The 18509-nt window shown below is 47.4% G+C and carries 16 protein-coding genes; 4 read left to right on the top strand and 12 right to left on the bottom strand.

Going from position 1 to position 18509, the window contains the following annotated elements:
* Positions 1–7: 7 nt before the first annotated feature.
* Positions 8–700 (top strand): TorF family putative porin, encoded by a 693-nt coding sequence (locus L2713_RS12990; protein ID WP_109286898.1) that lies wholly within the window; start codon positions 8–10, stop codon positions 698–700.
* A 43-nt stretch (positions 701–743) separates the two neighbouring features.
* Here the strand turns inward: L2713_RS12990 and rimK are convergent, their stop codons facing one another.
* From rimK to L2713_RS12970, 4 genes are all read right to left on the bottom strand, one after another.
* A complete protein-coding gene (gene rimK / locus L2713_RS12985; RefSeq protein WP_011621348.1) occupies positions 744–1649 on the bottom strand; it encodes a 30S ribosomal protein S6--L-glutamate ligase in 906 nt (301 codons plus the stop codon).
* Between the two features lie 166 nt (positions 1650–1815).
* Positions 1816–3534 (bottom strand): putative bifunctional diguanylate cyclase/phosphodiesterase, encoded by a 1719-nt coding sequence (locus tag L2713_RS12980; protein ID WP_248968187.1) that lies wholly within the window; start codon positions 3532–3534, stop codon positions 1816–1818.
* Between the two features lie 9 nt (positions 3535–3543).
* Positions 3544–3978 carry a response regulator gene (locus L2713_RS12975; protein WP_248968186.1) on the bottom strand — a complete coding sequence of 145 codons (435 nt, stop codon included), beginning with the start codon at positions 3976–3978 and terminating at the stop codon, positions 3544–3546.
* Positions 3975–6128, bottom strand: a complete 2154-nt coding sequence (locus L2713_RS12970; RefSeq protein ID WP_248968185.1) for a CHASE domain-containing sensor histidine kinase — start codon at positions 6126–6128, stop codon at positions 3975–3977. Before L2713_RS12970 ends, L2713_RS12975 begins: the two co-directional genes overlap by 4 nt.
* Positions 6129–6442: 314 nt before the next feature.
* On the opposite strand from L2713_RS12970, the gene L2713_RS12965 reads away from it, so the two are divergent.
* Complete coding sequence (locus L2713_RS12965) at positions 6443–6619, top strand: PA3496 family putative envelope integrity protein (RefSeq protein ID WP_011621344.1); 177 nt, start codon at positions 6443–6445, stop codon at positions 6617–6619.
* Positions 6620–6723: 104 nt separating this feature from the next.
* Here L2713_RS12965 and L2713_RS12960 read toward each other — a convergent pair whose 3' ends face one another.
* Positions 6724–7686 (bottom strand): PDC sensor domain-containing protein, encoded by a 963-nt coding sequence (locus tag L2713_RS12960; protein WP_248968184.1) that lies wholly within the window; start codon positions 7684–7686, stop codon positions 6724–6726.
* Positions 7687–7966: 280 nt separating this feature from the next.
* Between L2713_RS12960 and L2713_RS12955 the strand changes: the two genes are divergently transcribed.
* Positions 7967–9322: a flavohemoglobin expression-modulating QEGLA motif protein gene (locus L2713_RS12955; RefSeq protein WP_086902970.1), complete on the top strand. Its 1356-nt coding sequence runs from the start codon at positions 7967–7969 to the stop codon at positions 9320–9322.
* A gap of 67 nt (positions 9323–9389) precedes the next feature.
* Here the strand turns inward: L2713_RS12955 and L2713_RS12950 are convergent, their stop codons facing one another.
* From L2713_RS12950 to L2713_RS12920, 7 genes are all read right to left on the bottom strand, one after another.
* Complete coding sequence (locus L2713_RS12950; protein ID WP_248968183.1) at positions 9390–9875, bottom strand: hypothetical protein; 486 nt, start codon at positions 9873–9875, stop codon at positions 9390–9392.
* A gap of 18 nt (positions 9876–9893) precedes the next feature.
* Complete coding sequence (locus L2713_RS12945) at positions 9894–11336, bottom strand: MBL fold metallo-hydrolase RNA specificity domain-containing protein (protein WP_248968182.1); 1443 nt, start codon at positions 11334–11336, stop codon at positions 9894–9896.
* 118 nt (positions 11337–11454) lie between these two features.
* Positions 11455–12324: a DUF2927 domain-containing protein gene (locus tag L2713_RS12940; protein WP_248968181.1), complete on the bottom strand. Its 870-nt coding sequence runs from the start codon at positions 12322–12324 to the stop codon at positions 11455–11457.
* A gap of 7 nt (positions 12325–12331) precedes the next feature.
* The gene (gene arsJ, locus L2713_RS12935; protein ID WP_248968180.1) at positions 12332–13594 is read right to left on the bottom strand and encodes an organoarsenical effux MFS transporter ArsJ; all 1263 of its coding nucleotides are present in this window, start codon (positions 13592–13594) and stop codon (positions 12332–12334) included.
* 9 nt (positions 13595–13603) lie between these two features.
* Positions 13604–14617, bottom strand: coding sequence for an ArsJ-associated glyceraldehyde-3-phosphate dehydrogenase (locus tag L2713_RS12930; RefSeq protein WP_248968179.1), 1014 nt, complete (start codon positions 14615–14617; stop codon positions 13604–13606).
* 64 nt (positions 14618–14681) lie between these two features.
* Positions 14682–15701 (bottom strand): ACR3 family arsenite efflux transporter, encoded by a 1020-nt coding sequence (gene arsB / locus L2713_RS12925; protein WP_248968178.1) that lies wholly within the window; start codon positions 15699–15701, stop codon positions 14682–14684.
* Between the two features lie 35 nt (positions 15702–15736).
* Entirely contained in the window at positions 15737–16081 is a 345-nt protein-coding gene (locus tag L2713_RS12920; protein ID WP_011627301.1) for a metalloregulator ArsR/SmtB family transcription factor, read from the bottom strand.
* Positions 16082–16398: 317 nt separating this feature from the next.
* Between L2713_RS12920 and L2713_RS12915 the strand changes: the two genes are divergently transcribed.
* Positions 16399–18507, top strand: a complete 2109-nt coding sequence (locus L2713_RS12915) for a TonB-dependent siderophore receptor (protein WP_248968177.1) — start codon at positions 16399–16401, stop codon at positions 18505–18507.
* Positions 18508–18509 lie beyond the last annotated feature (2 nt).

Genomic DNA, 18509 nt, shown 5'->3' with positions numbered 1-18509 from the left:
GATGAGAATGAGAAAATCACTGTACAGCGTTTTGGCATTATCGACGGGATTGTTATTAACGACCAACGCCTTTGCGGCGGTGTCCGGCAATATTGGCGGCACCTCAAACTATCTATGGCGCGGGGTCACTCAAACCAATGATGCGGTCGCCATCCAAGGAGGCATTGACTATAGCCATGACTCCGGATTCTATGCCGGCACTTGGGCCTCAAATGTCGACTTTGGCGACGATACCAGCTATGAGTTGGATCTCTATGCAGGCTACGGCGGCAACATCACCGAAGACCTCAGCTACGATATTGGCTACCTCTACTACGCTTACCCCGATGCCGAAGGCAGCATCGATTTTGGTGAACTGCACGGTGCCATCACCTGGAAATGGTTTGAACTCAGTTATTCCCACGTGATCAACGCCGGTGATGATGTCGCGGCCGAGCCATTAGATAACAAAGATATGAGTTATCTTGCGGCCACTGCATCTTTCCCACTGACGGATAAACTGAGCCTGTCATTGCACTACGGTTATTCTAGCGGCGATGTGGTCGAATCTTGGTTCGATGAGGATAACTACGCAGATTACAACGTCACACTCAGTGCCGATACCAGCATGGGCACTGTCTCATTTATGGTGTCGGATACGGATCTGCAGGGTGATGATGCCAAGGTTGTTTTAGGCTATTCCTACGGCTTTGATTTATAAAATTAAACGCTAAAAAAACGCCGCGATTATCGCGGCGTTTTTGTTAGGCTATCACGGCGCGATTCGATTTACGCGCTAATACCATCTTCTCAATATATTCCACGATAGGCTCAGTCACCGAAATCCCCGTGGTCTGCTCAATGCCTTCAATACCGGGCGCCGAGTTCACCTCTAGGATCAAGGGGCCGCGATTCGATCGTAAAATATCAACCCCCGCCACCACTAATCCCATGGCTTTCACTGCGGCAACCGCCATCTTGCGCTCTTCGGGCGTAATTTTTACTTTCTCGCCGCAGCCGCCTAAGTGCAGGTTAGAGCGAAAATCCCCTTCAGGCCCTTGGCGCTTCATCGAAGCCACGACTTTATCGCCGACCACAAAACAGCGAATATCGCTGCCGTTGGACTCCTTAATATATTCCTGCACCATGATATTGGCTTTCAGCCCTAAAAAGGCTTCAATCACGCTCTCGGCGGCGGTTTTAGTTTCGGCTAACACCACGCCAATCCCTTGGGTGCCTTCCAACAACTTAATCACTAAAGGGGCACCGCCCACCATGTTAATCAAGTCTGGAATATCATTGGGTTTATTGGCAAATCCCGTCACTGGCATGCCGATACCTTTGCGGGAAAGCAATTGCAGCGCGCGTAACTTATCCCGTGAACGTGCGATTGAAATCGAGTCGTTGGCGGCAAACACGCCCATCATTTCAAACTGGCGCACAACGGCACAGCCGTAAAAGGTCACACTGGCGTGGATCCGCGGAATAATGGCATCGAATCCAGTTAACTCTTGGCCTTGATAATGAATGCTCGGCTTGATGGAGTTGATATTCATGTAGCAATTCAAGGTATTAATAACCACGGCTTCATGGCCACGGCTCTCGCAGGCCGCCACTAAACGTCGGGTGGAATACAACTCAGGGAACTGGGATAAGATACCTATTTTCATTGCCAAATGACCAAATTAAATACTGTGATTGAAGCTCTGAGCACACTGCATCAGAAAGGGGCGCAGATATTTGTCTATTGCTGAGTGTAAAGCAAGAAAATATTCCTCACCAGACGAAAACCTCGGCACTAGCCAAACGTAAGATAATCTTCACAATTTGGATTCGTTATTTAGGAAGTAAGGGAGTGATGTACTTAGCTTCAAATTCACTCGCCTCTATGGGGCGTGAGAAAAGGTATCCCTGCAACACATTGCAATGCCTTTCGGTGCAAAACTCGGCTTGCTCCACGGTTTCAATCCCTTCCGCAACTGCGGTGACGTTAAAACCATAGGCAAAATTGAGTAATGCGGCGAGTAAACGAGTGTCTTTTTCGTCCTTATCGTAGGAGGCAATAAAGCTCTTATCGATTTTTAATACACTGATTGGAAAGAGTTTAATATGTTCTAATGATGAAAAACCTGTGCCAAAGTCATCGAGGGCAAAGCGCACCCCGAGTTGCGCAATTTTATCCAGCACCTTGGCATGCTCATGGGGTTCTTCAATCAAGCAGTTTTCAGTGATCTCTAACTCCAGCGCCGTAGGTGCAAGCCCAGTTGCATCTAGGGTTTTCACAATCTTCTCGTATAAGTCGATATGACCAATTTGCGAGGCGGACAGATTCACCGCCATAGTAAAACTGCGCCCGGTCGGCGCTAAGAGGCTCAACCATTGCTGCGCCTGTCGGCACGCCTCAAGCAGGATCCAATCCCCAATCTCCTCCATCAGTCCAATTTCTTCGGCAATGGGGAGGAACTGATCCGGTGAAATCAATCCATCTTGGGGATGTAACCAACGGATCAGCGCTTCCATACCGATCACTTGGTGGGTTTGGGAGTCGACTTGTGCCTGATAATAGACTTTTAACTGGTTCTGCCTTAGCGCCATTCTCAGGCTAGACTCGATATGATTGCGATAGCGCACCTCACGATCTAACGCTTCGGAATAAAACTGGATCTGGTTACGGCCCATTTTTTTCGCGCGATACATGGCAATATCGGCACATTTCATCAGTTCAGAGCTATCGGATGCGGCCTCGTTATAAAAGGCCACCCCAATACTGGCGCCAATCATCACGTCGTTATCCCCAAGCTCAAACACTTCTTCAAAGGCCTTGAGCAACCGATTGGCGACTATCATGGGGAAATATTTGTAGTCATTGTCGGTCACCAGCACCACAAACTCATCCCCTCCTAAGCGGGCAATCACGTCACCATCGCGCAATACCGAACTTAACCTCGACGCCACCTTTACGAGTAAGATATCACCCGTTTGATGCCCTAAAGTGTCGTTAATCGCTTTAAAATCATCCAGATCGAGCAAGATCACCGCTAAAAAATCGTTGCTGCGTTTCGCCCTCGCGATGGCGCGATTGAGGCACAACTCAAATCCATAGCGGTTCATTAATTTTGTGAGCGAATCGTGCTCGGCGAGTTCTTTGAGTTTTTGGTGACTGTTGCGTAACGCCAGAGCCATAGAAGCCCGTTGCTTAGCGTAACGAATTGAACGGCTTAGAATTCTTGAATTGACTTCATCCTTCAGTAAAAAGTCCTGTGCGCCCAGCTCGATACAGCGCTGCGCCAGTTTTTCATCTTCGTAGCGACTTAGCATTACCACCACAGTTTGCTCTTGAGTCATAGAGTTAAGCTTGATCAACACTTCTAAGCCGTTAGCATCGGGCAGCAAATAATCGAGTAAGATACCGTCAAAATGACGCTCTAACGCAAGATTTAAACCATCAAATGCACAGTTAGCCTCAATGACATTAAAGGCTAATTTCGACTGCCGCAGCGCCCGAATAATGGCAGTTCTATCGACTTCATCATCATCGATCAGTAGTAAATCCATATACACACCCTATACGCTTGGAAGCTCCACTATGCGCCAGTAGCCTTCCAACATATTAAAAATGTTATTAAAACCGTCTTTAATATCCGTTTTCACCATGTAGCCTGCAACGTGATGACTGTACGCCCTCATTCTGTCCTCATCAGCGCTCGAGGTCGTGAGCATAAAAACCACAGAGGAGGACAACACCGGATTGGAGCGAATATGCTCGAGAAATTCGAACCCATTCATGCGGGGCATATTCAGATCGAGCAAAATTAAATAGGAACCTTTAATCGCATCCGAATGAGTCAGAATAGAGAGCGCTTCGAGCCCATCCCTCGCCCGAAGGAGTGGATTCAGTAAGCGCAGCTGCTTCATCGCCCTCTGTACTGCCATATAATCCACATCGTCATCATCCACTAATAAAATGGTGACTTGTTTATAGTCATGACTATTGCTCATATCCCCTCCTTGTTGACTATGTGCATTGGCCAGCTAAACCGGAAACAACATCCTCGCCCTTCTGAGTCTAGTTGAATTTTTCCGCCAAGACTTTCTACTGTCTTTTTAACTAATGACAGGCCTAAACCACTGCCTTCAACTTCATCTCTTGGTCTAAGGGTCTGGAACATTTGAAACACCTTTCCATGGAAACTACTGGCAATCCCAGGACCATCATCAATCACGCTAAACCAATAATGATGATCCGAGGTTTCACATATCACTTTGATGACACCTTCACCTTTATCATGGTGTTTAATCGCGTTGCTGATTAAGTTGCGGATCACCAGTTCTAACAAGGTTTTCACTGTCTTAAGCGTTGGGAAATTCCCTTCAAGCACTAAACTGAATCCCTGTGGCGGGGCCACTAAGGCAAACATATCTTCCACAAGCAGCCGAGTGTCGACTTCAACAATCTCGGTATCGACTCGACCAATACGCGAAAACATCAGTAATCCGTCGAGTAGCAACACCATCCGCTGAATACGGCTTTGGATTAAACCTAAATATTTTTGAACATTTTCGTCGGTGTTCTCGGACAGATCTTCACTGAGCCAGTTAGTTAATTGCTCTATGCCGCGCAGTGGTGACTTCAAATCATGGGAGGCAATGTAGGCAAACTGGTCAAGTTCCTTATTGATACGCTCAAGCTCCTTAGTATGTTCAATGCGCTGCGCTTCTATACGCTTACGCTCCGACACATTGTTTATCGTCGCCAATATCGACACGCCATTACTGAAGTGAATTGGTGTTAGCCCGACTTCAATCGCCAGCCGCGTCCCATCCTTACAGCATCCGAACAAGTCATCCCGCAGCGACATGTTTTTCGCGATCGGTTGGGCAAGATAAGCACCCATATGCTGTTGATGTATCTCCCTCACCCCTTCGGGCAGTAACATATTGATTGAACGACCGAGTAACTCATCACGCGCATATCCAAATAGGCGTTCGGCATGGGTGTTCACTAAGGTAATGACGCCACTTCTATCCACCATAAAAAGCGCACTAGGTGAAGCTTCAATCACGAGGCGGAAGCGTTTTTCATTGGCAATTAACTCTGCCGTTAATCGTGACTCTTCATAGCGATTTCGCGCCATCGTCAGCACTGAGTAAAACAAGGCTAAGATAAACGCACTCCCAATCACCTGTAGCCACACACTCTGGGTTTGTTCCGCACTTGAGATAAAGCGTGACTCAGAGGACACATCTAAACGCCAAACTTGGCCTTCCATGGTTTCTAGCTGGGATTGATAAAACACATCATTTGTAGAAGGCAAGGCTTTATGACTGCTAAACATCAGGCTCTCGTTATTGGCCTCCATGCCATCGTAAATCGCCAGTTTTAATCCCGAGAAACGTTTTCCCATAATGCCTTGCATCAGATCATTCATACGAAATGGGGCGTACACCACGCCGATGGCCTGCTGCTTACGCTCTTCCTCCGTCATCGGCTGACCACGGTATAAAGGGACATACATTAAAATGCCGGCCTGTGCATCATCCGGGGTTTCTTGCACTAAGGTGACCTTACCCGATGCGGTGGGAAGCCCTGTGGCAATGGCATGTAAGATGGCCGTTTTGCGGGTAGGCTCTGAGCACATGTCAAAACCAAATGCCCGTTGGTTGCGCCAGTCAAATGGCTCTAGATATTTGATGGCGCAGTAGAACTCCCGCTCACCAGCGGGAGTGACTCGATAATCGCTAAAACCTTCCTGTTGCACCTCTTGCGTAAAGGAATCTAAGTTGGCTGGAGTTAAGAGCTGCGCGAAGCCTAAACCTTGAATCCCTGGGTAATACTCGGATAAGCGCGCATTAGAAACATAGAGTTGCCATTCATGGCGCGTCACCCCATCAGAAGCCAGAAATAATCCAACTCCGCCGCGTAATACTTGCTCATAGGCGGTCATGCGACCGCTGACGGCAGCAATAAGATCTTGAACATTATTGTTAAAACGCTCTTCACCCCGGTCTCGTAAATATTCTTCGAGGACATACCAGGATATCCCCATAAAAAAAACGGCGGCGAGTAACATCAACCAACTGGAACTGATTACGCTGGCATAAACATTTTTTGAGGGGCTGAAAGAATCGGGGAAACTATCCATGTCCATACACGCTAAATCCCTAGCACCAAGTTGATGATAATGACTTCTCCAAGTGTTGTTGGTGTTTTAGGCAAATTCAAGTCAATCCGACTATTTAAGTAGGAATTAACTTAGAAAATAAAAATAATGAGTTATGCGCTTAATCACAAAATTCAGCACTCGCTGAAATAGCCCAAAATAGCGCGATAATATGACAAGCCTACGACGTCGCGTTTCGGCACCACGGGAAGAAAATTTTACGTTGACTCGCAAAATTTTTTGCTTTTCTGCCACACTCTTTTTAGATAGAAAGGCGTTAGGAACAACATGAGGAATTCGTTATGGCTCATATTACTGAAGTCGTGCCCAACGATACTGAAATTGAGGCAATGACCACCCCTAGAAACAGCAAAGCAGCCGAGGCAATGCAACATAAGCGCGAAATTAAGAAGCGCTTAGAAGATTACCTTGAACGCGCCGAGTTAAGACGTGCATTAGGAGATGACGACTTTTTCTAAGCTGCCCGTTCCCTTAAGGCGTTAGGTGACTCAAACCCGACGTTTTTCTAAAAGCCTCACCCAGCTCCTTGGGGCTGGGTGTACAATTTACTATTCTTTTGATGCTACTTTTTGCCACTCTTATAAGCCTGAGTTTTGATCAGCAGCCATTCTGCTTTTGCCCCGAGATACACATAAGCCCCTAACCCGACTAATAAGCCTACCACGGCCAGCATCATCCAAATCGCCGGCTCGATATATTGTTTCTCGCCCAGTGATGCCTTAAACATGGTCAATAAAGACTCAATCGAAATGGCGATCAAAATCGTTGAAACAAAGCGAGTGATGGTTCGGCGGGTGGAGCTGTGGCGAAAAATATCCTTATGCATTAACACTTCTTCCTCGAGAATGGTTTTACCAAGGTCAAAGATCGCTAACGCTAGAGTCATAAAGATAATGATCCCAAAGGGTTGCAATGGATCTTGCCCGACATGATCCACCACAAATAACCCATAAATATCCCTAAGCGCTGTCCAAAGTAGCACCATCACCAGCACAAAAAGCCCTGCGACTATCAAGCCATATACGGCTTTAAAGGCTGGCGTTACTCGCCGACGAGCACTGTCGCCCATCATAAACTCAATCATTCGCGTCAAATCCACATCGACGACCAGATAACCCAGCTTTTGCTCCTGCTGCACAATGGCTAAGGAGGCTGATAAACATAAGTTCCCGCTGGCATTGGATAGATAAGGGCGAGTGATATTGACGCCATCGGACTCATCCCGATTAGTAAAATAGGGCCGCTGACTGCGGTCGCGATTACCGCCAAGGGGCACTAACTTGATCTGCTGATCGACCACTGTGATATTTTGGCTTATTTGCACTCCTTGGGTATCGAGCAAATACATCAGCTCGACAAAGGGGTAACTGCCCACAATGCCTTTCATGGCCTTGATATCGACTTTAGGTTGGTGAAATAAGTCCGCATCGGCAATCCCCGTTAAAATGGACTCCATCAGCTCATGCACTGTGGCCTCGTATTCGTGATAACGCTCAATCACACTCAAATAGCTCATTGCAGCCATAACTCTCTCCCATCGACGTTATCCCATTGCTCAAACACCCAAAGCAGCTTTGATGCCAGATAAATAAGTTAATGTTTAACAGTGGGTTATGAGATTAAGTTAACGCTGTCTCGCGCTAAAATAAGCCGCGTTGCACCAAAATGATTCATTAAATCGATAGTGTTCAAGGTATTTAATCGACAATATTCAATTGCTTGGGGGAAGAAACCTATAAATACAGCGGCTTTACCGCTATGATTAAGCTAATTTTTATCGTCCAAGTAGCAACAGGATTACGGGAATGTCAGAGTCGTTAGCCCAGTATCAAGAAGATTTACGCCGCCTTTCCGATGAGCTTATCCGCATCCAAACGCCGATTAAAATTTTAGATGCCATCAAATGGCCACGGGAAATGGAAGAGCGCTTTCTCTCCAGTAAAGGCACGGTTCTGCCAGCGATTAGCCAAGATTTTTATCAAAAAATTGCCTTGCCCTTCGATCCCGTTAAAACCCAAGCCGAACTGCTTGCCTTAAAACAAGAAATCCACCGCCGTTTAGGTAAAAAAGACAAGCTGGGTAAGATCTTAGTTGCTAACGTCGACCAATATCGCTTAGTGGTCGATATGCTGGGTCATCGAGGAACCCCTGTCTTTGGTCAGCTGAGCCAAGAACTCTACGGCAGCGCCAGCCATAGATTACATGGCGATCGCCACACCCTGCGCCAATTAGGCGATAAGCTCAGTTATATTTTCTCATTGCCCGCTGCGCGGCATATGAATAAGCATCACCCTAAAATCATCAGTGCGCCCGAAGCCGTGAATGTACTGAGCCAGCGATTGGAAAAATACTTCCACAGTGATGATATGCGGGTGCGGTTGAGTGACGGGATTGTGTCTGACGCCGCTGTGGGTGGCGATACGGTCAAACTCAACAGCAAAGCCATGTTCAGCGAGTCAGATCTCAATGTGTACGAAGTTCATGAAGGTTGGGTGCATGTAGGCACCACCCTCAATGGTCGGGCTCAACCCCATGCGACTTGGCTCAGCGTCGGTTCTCCCCGCGTAGCCGCCACCCAAGAAGGGCTTGCCGTCTTACTCGAAATGCTCACCCTAAGCTCAAACCCAGGCCGCGCCCGCCGCATTAGCGACCGTGTCGCTGCGGTAGATATGGCGGAAAATGGGGCAAACTTTATTGAAGTATTTAACTATTTTAGAGAGTTAAATCTTAGTGCCAAGGACAGTTATCGAGTCACACAAAGGGTGTTTCGTGGCGGCATGGTCGAAGGCGGCAGCTTTTTTACCAAAGATATTTCCTATGTGCGTGGTTATGTCGAAAACATAAACTTTATCCGCAGCGCCATCACATCGGGTTTACCCGAACTGATCCCTATGCTGTTTTTAGGCAAACTCGCCATTGAGGACATCCCGGTGCTCTATCAAGCTTGCCAAGAAGGAATTCTGACGCCGCCTAAGTATTTGCCGCCGATGTTCGACAACTTCAGCGGCTTGTATGCTTGGTTTGGTTTCGCCTCAGGATTAGCAGGAATCGATCTGAAAGGAGTGCAACGTCACTTCACCCGCTTATTTAAAGACGTGCCCAGTATCGACCCAAGCCTCGAGTTACTCGACGACACTGAATTTGATAATAACTCTGACTAAACCCCCATTAACATTGAAGGCTCACAAACAATGTGAGCCTTCAATGTTAAGACAGAGTTTTTAAGGTTTAGTTTTCGATTTCGAATCCTTCACCATTGCACTCTAAATACTGCTGGCAAGCAGGATAGATCCCCTTGCCACACTCGTAGAAAATAATCGCATTACCACCTAATTTCTGTACTTGAAGCTTTAAATCCTTTTTCAAATCATCAATATCAACTTTTACCGTTGGGTCGATCTCACTTTTACAATAGGTTGCAGACACTTCACCCAATCCTACGTATTTATGTCGCGATAACTCCGCCATTGTGTACACTTCCACAGTGCCTGCAATCGCATTATTTAACGCCACGGATCCGACATTGGTTCTAAACGTTGCCCCGCTACATCCGGCAAGTAAAAGAATACATACGAGCAAATAGCTTTTTCGAATTATCATTATTTCAATCCATTGAGCCTGTCTATCATAGCGAGATACAGTTGCTATAAGTAAAGAGCTTAAAGGTGTAAACCAAGCATGCTTCAATGTCAATAATGCAGCAAAATTAACCAATTAATAACATCATCTTGTCTAGTTAGTCACCCAAACTAATTTGGGTAAGGCATTTAAATCCAACATATCACCACGGGTGGCGATGGCCAGCGCTTTAGGTTTGGTGTTCGTGTCTTGATTCATCACCGCGACTAATCCCTGCTGCGCTTCGGGTTCGCCGTGAACAAGCACCAAGGGCGGCTGCGCTTCAAAATGTCGATACCAACGTAATAACTCCGCCTGATCCGCGTGGGCCGATAAGCCACCGACAGTGTGTAATTTAGCGGCAACTTTGATGCTATTACCATGGATAGTGAGTTCCTCAGCCCCATCGACTAAGGCGCGTCCTGGCGTACCAAGTGCTTGATAGCCGCAGATAATCACATCGCATTCTGGGCGCCATAGATTGTGCTCTAAATGACTGCGGATACGGCCACCGTTACACATGCCGCTGCCCGCAATAATGATCAATCCTTTGTGCACATCGTTAAGAGCGATAGACTCCTCAGTCGTTTGAATAAATTCTACATTCGACAATAACGGATGTTGCCCCGGATGCTGGCGCGTAAAGCGCTTAAAATCATCGTCCATTAAGGGATAGTTATTGACATACACCCGCGTCGCCTCAATCGCCATAGGGCTGTCGAGGCAGACTTTCCAGCGGGAGAGATCCCATTCTTTGGCATAGAGATGAAATAGGTACAAAAGCTCCTGCGCACGCCCCACGGAGAAGGCCGGCAACAGAATATTGCCGTGGCTCTCGGTCACCGCCTTGGCGAAAATCGCCTTTAACTCGGCCAGTGTATCGGTCCAACTACGGTGGAAACGATTACCGTAAGTGCTTTCCATTAGCACTAAATCGGCGGTGTCGACTAAGGTGGGATTACGTAATATCGGCATGCCAGCACGGCCAAGATCGCCACTAAATACCAGTTTTTTCTGTGCCTTTCCTTCTCCCAACCAAAGCTCTACCAGTGCCGAGCCTAAAATATGCCCCGCATCCGATAAGCAAATATCCACATGGGGGATCACTTGGGTGACTTGGCCATATTCAAGCGACACAAACTGAGTAATGGCCTGCTCCGCATCTTCTACGGTAAATAGCGGCTCTAAAGGCTCCAACTCATGCTTAGCACGCTTTTTATTGGTTCTTTCGGTATCGCGCACCTGCAACATGGCGGCATCTTTCAGCATGATGGCACACAGATCTGCCGTCGCTTTATGGGTAAAAATCGGCCCGGTATAGCCCGCCTTAACCAACAGGGGTAAGCGGCCCGAATGATCAATATGGGCATGACTCAAAACAACGGCTGAAATCGCAAGGGGATCGAAGCTAAAAGGTTCGTGATTACGTAACTCATCGGCCTTGCCACCTTGGATGAGGCCGCAATCGAGCAGCATTTGCTTACCTGCCACTGTGAGTAAGTGGCACGAGCCAGTCACTTCCTCGGTTGCGCCCAAAAACTGCAATGTCATCTGCATAGCCTGTCTCCAGCATATTTATCTCTTTTAAAGATAGACTATGCCCTTATTCCTAAAAGAAAAAGGAATAATTGGTAAAGCATGATCAAAGCCAACTTTCGATGTAAAACCTTGGGGATCAATAACCTAACAGTGGGTACAACTGGCCCTGACGAACTGCTTTATCGGCTTGTGTCAGCGTGCCATCCCGCTGCCATTGCTCCAGCAGTTTCTGCAATATAGGCAGCACTTCGGCGGCCGTCATACCTGCGCGAATATCCGCACTGTAGAGCAGTTTCAGCAAAATATAATCCAGCCCAGTGAGCAAATCCTGCGGTGTTTTATCGTTAAAAATGGAAGGAAATACTTTTACCGAATCATTGGGTAGGCCCAGCACTTGGGTGATTTCTTCCACCACGCAGGCCACCAATTTGCCATGCATTTGCGCTTGGTCGACGGGGATAACCACCCAAGCACGCTCAATCTCATTCTGGGAATTAAGCGCAAATTTGCCCATACAAACAGAGCCATGAATATTACTGGCTGCACTTGCCCCCATAAGACGCATCACCACATCGGCCCATTGGGATTGACGGGTAAAGACTAAGTGTAAATTGGCCTCTTCGAGCGAATCTACCTTGACAATACTGTGGCCAGTGATTTGTGCCAGATGGCTTAAATGCATCTGCACCAATTGTGCATGCAACCCATTATCGCCCACTTGATGCTCAACAAAGACGCGCACGGGCTGACGCCATTTCCGTACCCGATGTTTATCTTTATCGTATTCATTTTTAAGGGCTATCTCATCGAAGGCTTGGATAATATAGGCGGGATTTTTCCAATTTCGAATAGGTTTTGGCACCAGGTTAAGTGTTGCATCGGACGTTATCGCAGCGCCTAGTTTCGGATCGTTCGCAGCCTTCGCTGGCACGCTAATTAATGGCAAAAACAGGGCGATTAAGCCAATAACAGCAGACCTTGTGAAACGCTTTAACCCCGAGAGCATCCTATTCCTATCCTTGTCGAGGCAGCTTGATAGAGATTAGTGCCGTCATTGCAATAAAGACCGTCGAAATCCACAAACAGGCCACCAACCCATAACTCTGATACACCCACCCCGAAAGCACGGTTCCGACTAAACGCCCCATGGCATTGGCCATATAATAGAATCCCACATCGAGGGATACTGCCTCTTCACTGGCGTAACTCACGATTAAATAGCTGTGCAGTGAAGAGTTAATCGCAAACAGTCCGCCAAATAACATCAGCCCCAAGATCAGACTGAGCTGTGGTGAGAAATCCAAATATAAACAGAGCGCAATTAATGCGGGAATAAAAGCTAATAAGGTCGACCAAACTAAGGCGGTATAACCATCGGGGATACGCTGCAAAGTGCCAGCTTCCGCTTTGCTCGCACCGGTAATCTTCGGTGCTAAGGTTTGCACTATGCCGTAGCCTATCACCCAGAGCGCCAAAAAGCCGCCCACGGCCCAATGATCCCAGCCCCATTGGCTCGCCAGATACACGGGCAAAGCCACCACAAACCACACATCCCTTGCGGCAAACAAAAACAGGCGCGCCGCCGAGAGAATGTTTACGCTGCGGCTCTTCGAAAAAATCTCGGTAAACTTAGGTTTGTTCTTCGCTTTCCCCAGATCTTTTTTCAGCAAGGCCAGACTCATTAACCATACCAGCGCAAGCACGGCCATCATGGCGGCAATCGCCATATTGAAACCCAATCCCGCCAGCAAGGCGCCACCGAGGAAAAAGCCCGCCCCTTTGAGGGCATTTTTAGATCCGGTTAACAGGGCAACCCAATGGTAAAGCTTGCCCTGCTCGCCCTTTGGCACCAGCAATTTAATCGCGCTTTTTGCGCTCATCTTGTTGAGATCTTTAGCAATGCCCGAAAGCGCCTGCGCCGCCATCACCCAGGGCACGCCCGCGAGCCACAGCGGTAAACTGGCCGCTGGCACCAATAACATCCCTAATGCCAACACCTGCATGCCAAGGCCTAGATTCATGGTGCGATTGAGCCCTAGGCGAGCGCCGAGATAACCGCCCACCAGATTGGTTACGACACCAAAAATCTCATAGAACAAGAACAACATCGCAATCGCGAATGGCGTATAACCGAGATCGTGAAAATGCAGTACCACCAACATCCGCAGCGCACCATCGGTTAAGGTAAAACTCCAATAATTGAAGGTGATCAGCAAATATTGCCGCACAGCCGCGGGCAATTGCATCAGTTGTTCAAATAGCTTGGCGGCAGGCACAGTGCTCTCCTAACGCGGCAAATCAAGCTGGCCGACTAAGCGGGCGAGCTCTGCAGTACGGTTGGCGTATCCCCACTCATTGTCGTACCACACGTAGAGTTTTAGCTGAGTACCATTCACCACCATGGTCGAAAGCGCATCGACAATACTCGAACGGGGATCGGTTTTATAATCAACCGAGACTAACGGCCGCTCCTCATAACCTAAAATGCCCTTGAGTTCACCTTCGGCGGCGGTTTGTAGCAGTGCATTCACTTCCGCTTCGGTCACGCTGCGCTCCAGCTCAAATACACAGTCTGTGAGGGATGCGTTGGCGAGCGGCACCCGTACGGCATGGCCATTCAGCTTACCCTTAAGCTCAGGGAATATATGGGTAATTGCCGTTGCACTTCCCGTAGTAGTGGGGATTAAACTTAACCCACAGGCGCGGGCGCGGCGTAAATCCTTATGCGGTGCATCCAGAATCGTTTGGGTGTTGGTAATATCATGGATAGTGGTCATGGAGCCGTGCTTGATGCCAATCTGCTCATGGATCACTTTCACTACCGGTGCAAGACAGTTGGTCGTGCAGGAAGCCGCGGTCACAATCGGATGAATTGCCGGATCGTATAGTTGATGATTCACGCCCATCACCACATTTAACACACCTTCCTCTTTAACTGGCGCCGTTACCACCACCCGCTTCACGCCTTGATCTAAATAGGCTTGCAGTAAGGCTTTGGTTTTCATCACCCCGGAGGCTTCAATCACTACATCGCATCCCGACCAATCGGTCTCGGCAATCGTTTTATTGCGTGTGGTGCGAATGGTTTTATCTTGGATTTGAATGCCATCGTGATTCGCCGTTACCGGATTGCGCCAGCGACCATGGACTGAATCGAACTCAAGCAAATGGGCCAAGGTAGCCGCATCCCCAGCGGGATCATTAATCTGCACAAACTCAACATCATCCCATTCCCACGCCGCACGCAGAGCTAAACGTCCCATGCGCCCAAATCCATTAATTCCGATTTTAATTGCCATGATTTATAAATACCCAATTAACTTACAATTTGTTGATTTAAAATATAATTATTTTGAAAACAGATTAAGTCGCAAACCAATGGCGGGTGCGATTGGCAAAGTACACCAAAGACAACATCACAGGCACTTCGACCAACACGCCTACCACGGTCGCAAGCGCCGCCCCCGAATGTAAACCAAAGAGCGAAATCGCCACGGCCACAGCTAATTCAAAGAAGTTAGAAGAACCTATCATGCTCGCGGGCGCGGCAATCGCATGGGTCAATTTGAGCTTTAGCGCCAACCAGTAAGTCAAAATAAAAATGCCATAGGTCTGAATAATCAAAGGGATAGCTATGAGTAGAATATTTTGTGGCTGTGTCACTATAGTTTTGGCCTGAAAACCAAATAACAGCACAACAGTCGCCAGTAGCCCTATCACAGACCAAGGTTTGAGTTTAGCTAATAGCTGCGGCACCGCGCTGGCACCATGGCTTGCCTCTAGGCGTTTTCGAGTTAACACGCCTGCGACTAAGGGCAATAAGACATACAACACCACTGAAAGCAGCAGGGTTTCCCACGGCACTTGAATATCACTCACCCCCAGCAACAACGCGCAGAGCGGCGCAAACAAAAACACCATAATGATATCGTTAACAGAGACTTGCACTAAAGTGTAGTTAGGATCGCCCTTCGTCAGTTGGCTCCAAACAAATACCATGGCGGTACAAGGAGCGACGCCGAGCAGAATCATCCCCGCGATATACTCACCCGCCGTTTGCGGGTCGACCCAAGGAGCAAACACCCATTTGAAGAAAAACCAACCGAGCAAGGCCATGGTGAAGGGTTTAATTAGCCAGTTAATAGTGAGTGTCAGCAACAACCCCTTGGGGTTTTTACCGACATGTTTAACCACCGAAAAGTCAATCTGCACCATCATGGGATAGATCATCACCCAGATGAATAACGCAATAATCAAATTCACATGGGCCAACTCGACAGCCGCGATAGCGGAAAATGCCTCTGGCGCCAGATTCCCAAGCATGACTCCAGCAAGAATACTCAAGCCAACCCAGACACTTAAATAACGTTCAAAGATCCCCATAACAACCTCGACTCACAAATTGCATTGTTTGCGACTCAGCAACAGGCTTTAGCGCGTTCGGGACGAGCCCCCATGCTGCACAGGTTCTGCATACTTTCAGCTAAAAACGGGCTATTAGCCTCACAACTTTGCGCTAATACTTGCTGACACCAAGCACTCAACTCGGGATTGATTTGATAAAAAACCCATTGACCTTGGCGCCTATCGACTAAGATCCCTGCTTTTTTTAACTGCGCTAAATGCCGGGAGATCTTAGGTTGGATCTCCGACAGCGCGGCCATTAATTCACAAACGCACAGCTCCCCTTCCCGCTGGATCAGCAGTAAACATTTCAGCCGAGTCTCATCGGCAAGAGCCTTAAAAAATGCCACGGGTTGCATCGAGTGCTCCCAAAATGATCAGATCACATATGGAATAAAGCATATATGAAAAAACATATATATATAATCATCATAATCAAAATAAATTCTGTCTATAGCCTATTTAAATTTAAGAAGGATATTGTTTGAACAAGATCACATCAGCTAAATGGATATAAAAACCATCAATTGCAAATGATAATGGTTGCCATTAAAATCCGTACTAAGCTAAAAGTTATGGTGCAATATGTTGTTTTCTCTCCTCTACCACATCATCAAACCAAAGCTCTGTAATCATAAAAACATTAGATAATTGCCAAACTCCGGAGCCAATCCATATGTCTACTAAAGGCATTTTTCGTGTATCCCTTATTCAAATCGCCATTTTAAGTGTGCTTACTCAAACAGTTTATGCCGAAGAGTCCACGCCCAATATCGAACACCTCGAAGTCAAAGGTATTCGCCAACCATTTCGAGGGGATGTGCCACTGAAAGCTCAGCCACAGGCGGTAGAAAGCCTGTCGATGGAGCAAATTAGCGATGCAGGTATATCGACGCTGATGGATGCGCTGGATTTATCGAGCTCAGTCAATCGTCAAAATAATTTTGGTGGTATGTGGGATAGTTTCGCCGTGCGCGGCTTTGTGGGCGATGAAAACGTTCCCTCGGGTTATCTAGTTAATGGTTATGATGCGGGACGTGGTTTTGGTGGTACCCGTGATACTGCGAACGTAGAAAGTATCGAGATTATGAAAGGTCCAGGATCTGCTCTTTATGGCCGTGCAGAACCTGGCGGCACCATCAATATCATCACCAAAAAACCTAAATTTTTCCAAGAAGGCTATCTGCAAGCCAGTGCTGGTCGCTGGGATAATTACCGTCTTGAGGGGGATTATACTAACGCCATTACCGACGATTTAGCCTTTAGGGTTAATGGTGCATATGAAGATAAGGGGAGCTTTCGCAATCCTGTTGATTCGGAAAAACGGATTTTAACCCCCTCTTTGCTTTGGGTAGCCAGCGATACTACGCGCCTAAGCTATGAACTGGAATATGCAAACCAAAAAGTCCCCTTCGACCGCGGGATTGTGGCTATTGACGGCGACATTAAAGCCTTACCCATTGATAGATATCTAGGTGAAGCCAGCGATGATGCAACCCAAATAGATTTGTTAGCCCACCAATTTACCTTAGAACATGACTTTGGTAACTGGAGTTTATTATCAGGTATTAGCTACCGCGACACAGGACTTGAAGGCTACTCGAGCGATCCAGAGCTGGTGAAAAGTCGCCAAATGCTCAACATCGACGGTGAAACCCTAAGCCGTCAACATAACTACCGTAACTTCACCTCAACGGACTTATCGGGCCGCATTGAGTTAAGCGGTAAAGTCGAGACTGGCGATATTAGCCACCACCTTCTCATTGGCGCAGACGGTTATCACTTCCATTTTGACAAATATTGGGAGCGCTTCCGCCCAGCAGCTGGCGATACCACTTACAGCATCAATGTTTACAATCCAGTCTATGGACAAATTGCGCCCGAAGGCGCCCTGCTCTACAACCAAGTAGAGACTCAGGATAACTATGGGATCTATCTTCAGGATCAACTCGATCTCAGCGAAAAATGGAAACTCACCTTAGGTGGCCGCTTTGACAGTTTCGAGCAAAGCATTGAAAACCATAAAAATCAGACAGAATCCAATCAAACCCAAAATGTCTTTAGTCCAAGAGCTGGTATCGTTTACGAATGGCAACCTTGGTTAAGCCTCTATGGCAGTTACTCTGAAGGTTTTCGCCCTAACACAGGTTCTGATTATCGCGGTGTCGCATTCGAACCCGAAGAGAGTAAATCCTATGAGCTAGGTACTAAGTTTGAGTTAGAAAATCTGACAGGCTCTATCGCCCTCTTCCGCGCCGAAAAGAGTAATGTGCTAACTGCAGACCCTGTGAATTCAGGTTTTTCAGCGGCACTAGGTAAAGCCGATAGCCAAGGGGTTGAGCTGGATTTGGCTGCCTACCTAACAGCCAATACTCAGCTGTTGCTATCCTACGCCTATACCGATGCCAAGACAGCTAACGATATTCTCAACGCAGATTGGGGCGTGAGCATTCCCGAAGGCAGTCGTTTAATCAACATTCCAAAACACAATGGTCATCTCACGCTAAAACATGATACTTCATTGTTTGGTTCCGATGCCTCCGCGGGAGCGACAGTGCTTTATGTGGGCGATCGCTTAGGTGAAACCATTGATCCAAACTACATACTGCCGGCATATACCTTAGTGAATTTATTTAGCACCTACGCGTTAAATCAGGATGTTAGCCTGCAATTTAATATCACTAACCTATTCGACGAAGTTTACTATCAAAGCTCTTATTCATCGATGTGGACTATGCCTGGCGAGCCACGCAGCTACAAAGTCAGCGTTCGTTATAATTTCTAAGC

Origin of the sequence: Shewanella seohaensis (assembly GCF_023283775.1) — a bacterium.
Classification (GTDB): Bacteria; Pseudomonadota; Gammaproteobacteria; order Enterobacterales; family Shewanellaceae; genus Shewanella; species Shewanella seohaensis.
Note: the sequence above shows the minus strand (reverse complement) of the source record. Positions and strands in the feature narration are given on the sequence as shown.

Bases quoted from the DNA above. Each gene is read 5' to 3' on its own strand.
- L2713_RS12940 (WP_248968181.1), bottom strand. From the start codon at position 12,324: ATGCTCTCGGGGTTAAAGCGTTTCACAAGGTCTGCTGTTATTGGCTTA.
- arsB (WP_248968178.1), bottom strand. From the start codon at position 15,701: ATGGGGATCTTTGAACGTTATTTAAGTGTCTGGGTTGGCTTGAGTATT.
- L2713_RS12980 (WP_248968187.1), bottom strand. From the start codon at position 3,534: ATGGATTTACTACTGATCGATGATGATGAAGTCGATAGAACTGCCATT.
- L2713_RS12945 (WP_248968182.1), bottom strand. From the start codon at position 11,336: ATGCAGATGACATTGCAGTTTTTGGGCGCAACCGAGGAAGTGACTGGC.
- L2713_RS12930 (WP_248968179.1), bottom strand. From the start codon at position 14,617: ATGGCAATTAAAATCGGAATTAATGGATTTGGGCGCATGGGACGTTTA.
- L2713_RS12920 (WP_011627301.1), bottom strand. From the start codon at position 16,081: ATGCAACCCGTGGCATTTTTTAAGGCTCTTGCCGATGAGACTCGGCTG.
- L2713_RS12990 (WP_109286898.1), top strand. From the start codon at position 8: ATGAGAAAATCACTGTACAGCGTTTTGGCATTATCGACGGGATTGTTA.
- L2713_RS12955 (WP_086902970.1), top strand. From the start codon at position 7,967: ATGTCAGAGTCGTTAGCCCAGTATCAAGAAGATTTACGCCGCCTTTCC.
- L2713_RS12915 (WP_248968177.1), top strand. From the start codon at position 16,399: ATGTCTACTAAAGGCATTTTTCGTGTATCCCTTATTCAAATCGCCATT.
- L2713_RS12970 (WP_248968185.1), bottom strand. From the start codon at position 6,128: ATGGACATGGATAGTTTCCCCGATTCTTTCAGCCCCTCAAAAAATGTT.
- L2713_RS12965 (WP_011621344.1), top strand. From the start codon at position 6,443: ATGGCTCATATTACTGAAGTCGTGCCCAACGATACTGAAATTGAGGCA.
- L2713_RS12960 (WP_248968184.1), bottom strand. From the start codon at position 7,686: ATGGCTGCAATGAGCTATTTGAGTGTGATTGAGCGTTATCACGAATAC.
- L2713_RS12975 (WP_248968186.1), bottom strand. From the start codon at position 3,978: ATGAGCAATAGTCATGACTATAAACAAGTCACCATTTTATTAGTGGAT.
- rimK (WP_011621348.1), bottom strand. From the start codon at position 1,649: ATGAAAATAGGTATCTTATCCCAGTTCCCTGAGTTGTATTCCACCCGA.